Origin of the sequence: Hydrogenophaga sp., assembly GCF_048549895.1 — a bacterium.
Taxonomy (GTDB): Bacteria; Pseudomonadota; Gammaproteobacteria; order Burkholderiales; family Burkholderiaceae_C; genus Hydrogenophaga.
The window spans coordinates 1-7,410 of sequence record NZ_JBLYYB010000042.1; the positions used below are offsets into that span (position 1 = coordinate 1).

Consider the following 7,410-nt stretch of genomic DNA (forward strand, 5'->3'; position numbering starts at 1 on the left):
CTTCAAGGGCTGGGCGTACTTCGCCAACCCCAAGCTGCAGGCCAAGATCACGGTGGTCTGCCTGTTGACGCTCAACGGCGTCTTGCTGCACCACCGCGTGTTGCCGCTGATGGCGAAGGCCGGTTCCCTGCTCAACATGTCGTTCTCGCAGCGCAGTTTTGCCGTGTTCGCCGGTGCCGTTTCTGCGGTGTCGTGGTTCTACGCGGCGGCGCTGGGGGTGGGGAAACCGCTCAACTGGGCCTACTCCCTGACCGAGATCCTCGCGGCCTACCCGGCACTGATTGCCGGTGGCTTTGTGTCGATGATGATGATCCTGGCATGGGCTCAATACCGCGCCAGCGGCGGGTCCCGCGCGTTCGAAAGCACGCGCTTCGTCGGCGCCCACTGAAGACCGCCAGTCGTTGGTCGATCGGTATCGCAGGACGGCTGCGAGGGGCTGTGATGTCAGTGCGCCGGGGAGCGCAATGAAGGCCAGGCCTGCATCTTGAAGGCCTCGGACAGAAAATCGATCAGCAGGCGCACCTTGGGCGAGACGAACTTGCGCGAGGGGTAGACCGCGTAGACGCCCAGCTCCAGCGAACGAAAGTCGGGCAACACCTCCACCAGGGTGCCGGCCTGCAGGTCGGGCCCGACCAGAAACGAGGGCTGCAGCACGATGCCCAGATGGCGCAGCGCGGCCATGCGGCAGGTGTCGCCGTTGTTGCTGCGCAGGCGCGGTGAGACCTTCACGGCCACCGGTCCGTCGGGTCCGGTGAACACCCAGTTCTCGCCCATGGAAAACAGGCTGTAGGCCGCCACCGCGTGGTGCGCCAGCTCCGACGGGTGCTGCGGCGTGCCGTGCTGGCGCAGGTAGCCGGGCGAGGCGCACAGCACCAGGCGCGTGCTGGTGAGCTGGCGGCTGATGAGGGTGGAATCGGGCAGGCGGGCGATGCGCACCGCGAGATCAAAACCTTCGTCCACCAGATCGACCATGCGGTCGGACAGGGTCACGTCCAGCGTGACCTTGGGGTGCATGGCCATGAACTCCACCCACAGCGGTGCCAGGTGCAGCAGGCCGAAGGTGAAGGGCGCGTTGATGCGCAGCAGGCCGCTGGCCTCGCCGCTGCGCGAGGTGATCTCGGCCTCGGCCTCGTCCACGGTGGACAGCACCTCCCTGCAGCGCGCGTGGAACACCTCGCCTTCGGCGGTGAGCGAGAGCTTGCGCGTGGTTCGGTGCAGCAGGCGCACACCCAGGCGCGCCTCCAGGTCGGCCACGTGGCGCGAGACCGCCGCCTTGGACATGGGCAGCGCGTCGGACGCGCCGACGAAGCTGCCGGCGTCCACCACCGCCGCGAACACGCGCATTTCTTCAAATCGGTCCATCTGGTTTTGTCTCAAATTCAGGAACAGTCAGTCTCATTCAATCATGTTTATCTTGTCTGATGAAACTTCTAAAGTCCAGTCACCGCTTCACTTTCAACCCCTTTTTCCAAGGAACCCACCATGAACACCACGACCACATCTCCCCTGCAACGCCTTTTGTCCACCAGCGCCGGCTGGGCACCCCTGGCCTTGCGCATCCCCATCGGCATCATCTTTGTGGCCCACGGCGCGCAGAAACTGTTTGGCGCCTTTGGTGGCTACGGCCTGGAAGGCACGGGCCAGTTCATGGACTCGCTGGGTCTGAGCCCGGGTTACTTGATGGCGCTGCTGGCCGGCTCGGCCGAGTTCTTCGGTGGCCTGGCCCTGCTGCTGGGTCTGCTGGTGCGCCCGGCCGCCGCCGTGCTGGCCGTCACCATGGTGGTGGCGATTGCCACGGTGCACCTGGACAAGGGCCTCTTCATGGCCAACAACGGCTACGAATTCGCGCTGGCCTTGCTGGCTGCCTCGGTGTCGCTGCTCATCAGCGGTGGCGGCAAGGCCTCGGTGGACGCCACGCTGGCCCGCCGCGCCGACTGAACCTTGTTGACCCCACGGCGCCTGGCGCCACAGGAGACCCGCATGACCCGCCTGCCCACCGTTTTTGTGTCCCACGGCGCACCCACCTTCGCGCTGGAGCCTGGCCTGGCCGGGCCGCAACTCAGCGCGCTGGGCCGCGCCCTGCCCCGGCCCGAAGCCGTGCTGATCGTCTCCCCGCACTGGATGACGCAGGGTGCACGGGTGGGCCTCTCAAGGCTGCCACCCACGATCCACGACTTCGGCGGCTTCCCGCAGCCGCTCTACGAGATCGGCTACCCGGCCAACGGCCACCCCGAACGGGCACAGCGCGCGCTGGCCGTGTTGCAGCAAGCGGGCTGGAGCGCACAGGGCGACGAGCGCCGCGGCCTGGACCACGGCGCCTGGGTGCCGCTGCTCTACCTGTACCCCGACGCGGACGTGCCGGTGTTCCAGGTGTCGCTGCCCGCCACGCTGGACTCAGCCGGTGCCTGGGCCTTCGGTCAGGCCCTGGCGCCGCTGGCCGATGAGGGCGTGCTCATCGTCGGCTCGGGCAGCCTCACGCACAACCTGCACGAGTTCCGCGCCGGGCACGGGCATGAAGAGGCCTATGCGACCGAGTTCGTGGCCTGGGTGCGCGAGGCGGTGCAGCAGGGTGACGGTGCGCGCCTGCAGCGCACGCTGGAGATCGCGCCCCACGCCCAGCGTGCACACCCCACCACCGAGCACTTTTTGCCGCTGCTGGTGGCCGCCGGTGCGGCGGGCGATGCGGTGCCTGCGCGCGTGATCGACGGCGGCATCACGCACGGCGTGCTGTCGATGGACGCTTTCGTCTTTGGCCCCGCGCGGCCCTGAGACTCAAGCTGGGCTCAGGCCGGGGTCAGGCGCTCCAGCCCACCCATGTACGGACGCAGCACCTCGGGCACGGTCACGCTGCCGTCGGCGTTCTGGAAGTTCTCCAGCACCGCCACCAGAGCGCGCCCCACCGCCAGGCCCGAGCCGTTGAGCGTGTGCACGAGTTCGTTCTTGCCTTGCGCGTTTTTGAATCGCGCCTGCAGGCGGCGCGCCTGGAAGGCTTCGCAGTTGGAGACCGAACTGATCTCGCGGTAGGTTGCTTGCGCGGGCACCCACACCTCCAGGTCGTGTGTGCGCGTGGCGCCAAAGCCCATGTCGCCGGTGCACAGCGCCAGCACGCGGTAGGGCAGACCCAGCTTCTGCAGCACGGCTTCGGCGTGGCCCGTCATGGCATCAAGGGCTTCGTAGCTGGTGTCGGGGTGCACGATCTGCACCATCTCGACCTTGTCGAACTGGTGCTGGCGGATCATGCCGCGCGTGTCGCGCCCGGCGCTGCCGGCTTCCGAGCGGAAGCACGGCGTGTGTGCGGTGAGCTTGATGGGCAGCTCGGCCTCGGCCAACACGGTGTCGCGCACCACGTTGGTCAGCGTCACCTCGCTGGTGGGGATGAGGTAGAGCGCCTGCATGTCGGGCACGGCCTCGCCTTCCTGGCCGCCCTTTTTCACGGCAAACAAATCACCTTCAAACTTGGGCAACTGGCCGGTGCCGCGCAGGGTGTCGGCGTTGACGATGTAGGGCGTGTAGCACTCGGTGTAGCCGTGTTCCTGGGTCTGCACGTCGAGCATGAACTGAGCGAGCGCGCGGTGCAGCCGAGCCAGCGGGCCGCGCATGAAGGTGAAGCGCGAGCCGGCCAGCTTGGTGCCAGTTTCAAAATCGAGTCCAAGCTTTTCGCCCACATCCACATGGTCACGCACGGTGAAGTCGAACACGCGGGGCGTGCCCCAGCGGCGAAGTTCCACGTTGCCATGCTCGTCGCTGCCCACCGGCACGCTCTCGTGTGGCAGGTTGGGCACAGCCTGCAACAGGGTGTGCAGCTCGGCCTGGATCACTTCAAGGCGGGTTGCTGATGCATCGAGCTCGGCCTTGAGCGCTCCCACCTGCGCCATCACGGCGTCGGCCTCGGCGTGTTGGCCCTTGCCCTTGAGCATGCCGATCTGTTTGCTCAGCGAATTGCGCTGGCTCTGCAGCTCTTCGGTGCGGGTCTGCAGCGTCTTGCGCTCGGTTTCCAGGGCCTGGTAGGCGGCCACGTCCAGAAACGGTTGGGGACTCTTGCGCGTTTCAAGCCGCGCCACGACCCCGGGGAGGTCTTTTCTCAGTTGAACGATGTCTAGCATGCGGCGATTGTAGGTTTGGGGGCGCGGCGCCCCGGTGGCTCAGCGCAGGTGCTGCAGCGGCGCGGCGTCTTCGCCGTCCATCTTCAGGCCCTTGGGCAGCGGGAACTTGATGGTCTCGGTCAGGCCGTCCATGGTGCGCACGGAGATGGCGCCCAGCGCCTTGATGCGCTCGATCACCTGGCGCACCAGAATCTCGGGCGCCGAGGCACCAGCGGTCAGGCCCACGCGGCGCTTGCCTTCAAACCACTCGGCCTGCAGCTCGTCGGCGCTGTCGACCATGTAGCTCTCCGTGCCGAGCTTGATGGCGACCTCGCGCAGGCGGTTGCTGTTGGAGCTGGTGGGGCTGCCCACCACGATCACGATGTCCACCTGCGGGCTCAGCAGCTTGACGGCGTCTTGCCGGTTCTGCGTGGCATAACAAATGTCCTGCTGCTTGGGTTCACGCACCTGCGGAAACCGCGCCTTCACGGCATTGAGGATCTCGGCCGCGTCGTCCACCGACAGCGTGGTCTGCGTCACCACCGCGAGCTTGGCCGTTTGCGCGGGCGCCACGTGCGCCACGTCTTCCACGTCTTCCACCAGGTGGATGCCGCTGTCCAGCTGGCCCATGGTGCCTTCCACCTCGGGGTGGCCCTTGTGGCCGATCATGATGAACTCGAACCCCTCGCGGTGCAGCTTGGCCACCTCCACATGCACCTTGGTCACCAGCGGGCAGGTGGCGTCAAAAATGTGGAAACCGCGCCGCTGCGCTTCTTCCTGAATGGCCTTGCTCACGCCGTGGGCCGAGAACACCAGCGTGGCGCCCGCCGGCACGTCGGACAGCTCTTCAATGAAGATCGCGCCCTTGGCCTTGAGGTCGTTGACCACATAGGTGTTGTGCACGATCTCGTGGCGCACATAGATGGGCCGGCCAAACTTGGTGAGCGCGCGTTCAACGATTTCGATGGCACGGTCCACCCCGGCACAAAAACCACGCGGCTCGGCGAGAACAATTTCTTGCGACTTCGGCATCACAGCACCCCGATCAGTTGCACTTCGAACCGCACCGGCTGGCCGGCGAGCGGGTGGTTGAAATCGAACAGCACGGCGCCGTCTTCGCGCACCTCCACGGCCGACCCCGCGTAGCTGCCCAGGCCATCGGGCGTGGGAAACTGCACCACGTCGCCTGCCACATACCGTTCATGCGGATCGCCCAATTCGCTGAGCAGCTTGCGCGCCACCCACTGCACCATCTCGGGCTGGCGCTCGCCAAAGGCCTCGCCCGCGGCCAGCTCGATGGTGGTGCGGGTGCCCTCTTCCAGGCCCATCAGACGCTGCTCGATCGCGGGCGAGAGTTCACCCATGCCCAGGCTCAGCGTGGCGGGTTTGCCGGCAAAGGTGTCGATGATCACCTGCCCCTGCGGACCGGACATGCGGTAGTGCAGGGTGAGGAAAGAGCCTTCTTGGACGTGGGGCATGAGCGGGGTGCAGAGCATGGTGGGGAGTGTGGCGCACAGAGCCCCGAACCGGGACTCCGCGCAAGGCGTTGTGCCCGTATTGTAAAAAGCGGGCTGACTCAGGGAGGAAACCGAATGGATGGCCTTGTCATGGTGGGACTCAAAAGCCTGCCGCTGGATGCGCGACCGCGCGAAAAACTGCTGGCCCGCGGGCCAGCAGCACTCAGCGACGTGGAACTGCTGGCGCTGCTGCTGCGCACCGGCATCCGCGGCAAACACGTGGTGCAGCTCGCGCAGGAGCTGCTGGAGCACTTTGGCGGCATGGCCGGCCTGCTGCACACCAGCGCCGAGGCGCTCAAGCAGATCAAGGGCCTGGGCCCGGCCAAACGCGCCGAGGTGCTCGCCGTGCTCGAACTCGCCCGCCGCGCCCTCACCCAGCGCCTGCAGGAAAAAACCCTCATGGAGAACCCCCAGGCGGTGCGCGAATACCTGCAACTGCAGCTGGGTGGTCGCCAGCACGAGGTGTTTGCGGTGCTGTTCCTCGACACGCAGAACCGGCTGGTGGCGCTCGAAGAGCTGTTTCGCGGCACATTGACGCAGACCAGCGTGTACCCCAGAGAAGTCGTGCTGCGCGCCCTGCACCACCACGCCGCCGCCGTGGTGCTGGCACACAACCACCCCAGCGGCACCGCCCTGCCCTCGCGCGCCGACGAAGCCCTGACCGCCACCCTCAAGTCGGCCCTGGCGCTGGTGGACGTGAAGGTGCTCGACCACTTCATCGTCACCCGCAACCACGCCGCGTCCATGGCCGAAATGGGCCTCATCTGACACCGCGGGGTTGATCTCGGCGCCCGGGCAACGCGCGGAGGTGCTCCGTCACAATCGCCGCATGAAAGTCAACACGCTGGCCGATCTGAAAACGCTCAAACGCGTGATGGCCGAGCGTGCTGCAGCCGAGGCCGCGCAACGCGAAGCCCAGCGCCAGGCCGAACTGCAGCGCGAACGCGAGCGCCGCCTGTTTGCGCTGGCCGTGGGGCCGGTGCAGCCCATCGGGGACCCGGGCCGCATCGAGCCGCGCCCGGTGCCGGTGCAGCCCCTGCCGGTGCAGCGCCAACTCGACGAAGCCTCGGTCATGCGCGAAGCGCTCAGCGACGAATTCGACATCGAGACCCTGCTGCACACCGACGAGATGCTGAGCTACCGCTGCCCCGGCATCGGGTCGGATGTGATGCGAAAACTGCGCGAAGGCAGCTGGAGCATCCAGCGCCAGATCGACCTGCACGGCCTGCGCACCGACGAAGCCCGCGAAGCCCTGGGCCGCTTCATCCGCGAAGCCCACCAGCAAGGCCTGCGCTGCGTGCGCGTGGTGCACGGCAAAGGCCTGGGCTCACCCGGCCGCACCCCGGTGCTGAAAAACCGCGTGCTGCGCTGGCTGGTGCAGAAGAGCGAGGTGATGGCGTTTGTGCAGGCGAGGCCGGCTGAGGGTGGGGCTGGGGCGTTGGTGGTATTGCTCAGGTCGGGGTGAGAAATGGCATCTTCATTGAAGTGCAGTCCTAGAATGCGATCGAGAAGTGCTTCTTGTAACGATGCAGTCGTGAGGGTGTCGGATTGATTCCACATGCGTGTACTAGCTGCTCGTTTGGCATGAACAACGTCCAACTTTCTTCAATGTTGCCGTCAACAAATATGCAACCATTCTCACGAATGACGCGTCTCCACTGATGTCCAAACTGCATGCCGTTGGCGCGTCGCTTTGCGACAGCGCTAAGTCGATACTGGGCTTCCCCCAGTTTCCCGGACGGTTTGCTTAGCCCATTAAGCCTTGCTCAAAGTCGACTGGGCTGAGGAAGTCTAGCTTTGAGTGTTTGCGC

8 protein-coding genes and 1 pseudogene are annotated in these 7,410 nt (G+C 66.2%); 5 read left to right on the forward strand and 4 right to left on the reverse strand.

Going from position 1 to position 7,410, the window contains the following annotated elements; all coding sequences use genetic code 11:
- Window positions 1-388: pseudogene (locus ACN4F8_RS03965) on the forward strand (hypothetical protein); the annotation flags it as partial.
- A gap of 56 nt (window positions 389-444) precedes the next feature.
- Here the strand turns inward: ACN4F8_RS03965 and ACN4F8_RS03970 are convergent.
- Window positions 445-1,362 (reverse strand): LysR family transcriptional regulator, encoded by a 918-nt coding sequence (locus ACN4F8_RS03970; protein WP_419472355.1) that lies wholly within the window; start codon window positions 1,360-1,362, stop codon window positions 445-447.
- A gap of 120 nt (window positions 1,363-1,482) precedes the next feature.
- On the opposite strand from ACN4F8_RS03970, the gene ACN4F8_RS03975 reads away from it, so the two are divergent.
- Both ACN4F8_RS03975 and ACN4F8_RS03980 read left to right on the forward strand, forming a co-directional pair.
- On the forward strand, window positions 1,483-1,938 hold the full coding sequence (locus ACN4F8_RS03975; RefSeq protein WP_419472356.1) for a DoxX family protein: 456 nt from the start codon (window positions 1,483-1,485) through the stop codon (window positions 1,936-1,938).
- Between the two features lie 42 nt (window positions 1,939-1,980).
- Window positions 1,981-2,769, forward strand: a complete 789-nt coding sequence (locus ACN4F8_RS03980; RefSeq protein ID WP_419472357.1) for a dioxygenase — start codon at window positions 1,981-1,983, stop codon at window positions 2,767-2,769.
- 14 nt (window positions 2,770-2,783) lie between these two features.
- Here the strand turns inward: ACN4F8_RS03980 and serS are convergent, their stop codons facing one another.
- From serS to ACN4F8_RS03995, 3 genes are read right to left on the reverse strand one after another with little or no spacing between them, the layout of a single operon-like run.
- Complete coding sequence (gene serS / locus ACN4F8_RS03985; RefSeq protein WP_419472358.1) at window positions 2,784-4,103, reverse strand: serine--tRNA ligase; 1,320 nt, start codon at window positions 4,101-4,103, stop codon at window positions 2,784-2,786.
- A 39-nt stretch (window positions 4,104-4,142) separates the two neighbouring features.
- Window positions 4,143-5,114 (reverse strand): 4-hydroxy-3-methylbut-2-enyl diphosphate reductase, encoded by a 972-nt coding sequence (ispH, locus tag ACN4F8_RS03990; protein WP_419472359.1) that lies wholly within the window; start codon window positions 5,112-5,114, stop codon window positions 4,143-4,145.
- A complete protein-coding gene (locus tag ACN4F8_RS03995; protein WP_419472360.1) occupies window positions 5,114-5,560 on the reverse strand; it encodes an FKBP-type peptidyl-prolyl cis-trans isomerase in 447 nt (148 codons plus the stop codon). Before ACN4F8_RS03995 ends, ispH begins: the two co-directional genes overlap by 1 nt.
- 132 nt (window positions 5,561-5,692) lie before the next feature.
- On the opposite strand from ACN4F8_RS03995, the gene radC reads away from it, so the two are divergent.
- Entirely contained in the window at window positions 5,693-6,367 is a 675-nt protein-coding gene (radC, locus tag ACN4F8_RS04000) for a RadC family protein (RefSeq protein WP_419472362.1), read from the forward strand.
- A 61-nt stretch (window positions 6,368-6,428) separates the two neighbouring features.
- On the forward strand, window positions 6,429-7,064 hold the full coding sequence (locus ACN4F8_RS04005) for a Smr/MutS family protein (RefSeq protein ID WP_419472361.1): 636 nt from the start codon (window positions 6,429-6,431) through the stop codon (window positions 7,062-7,064).
- The last annotated feature ends 346 nt before the right edge of the window (window positions 7,065-7,410 follow it).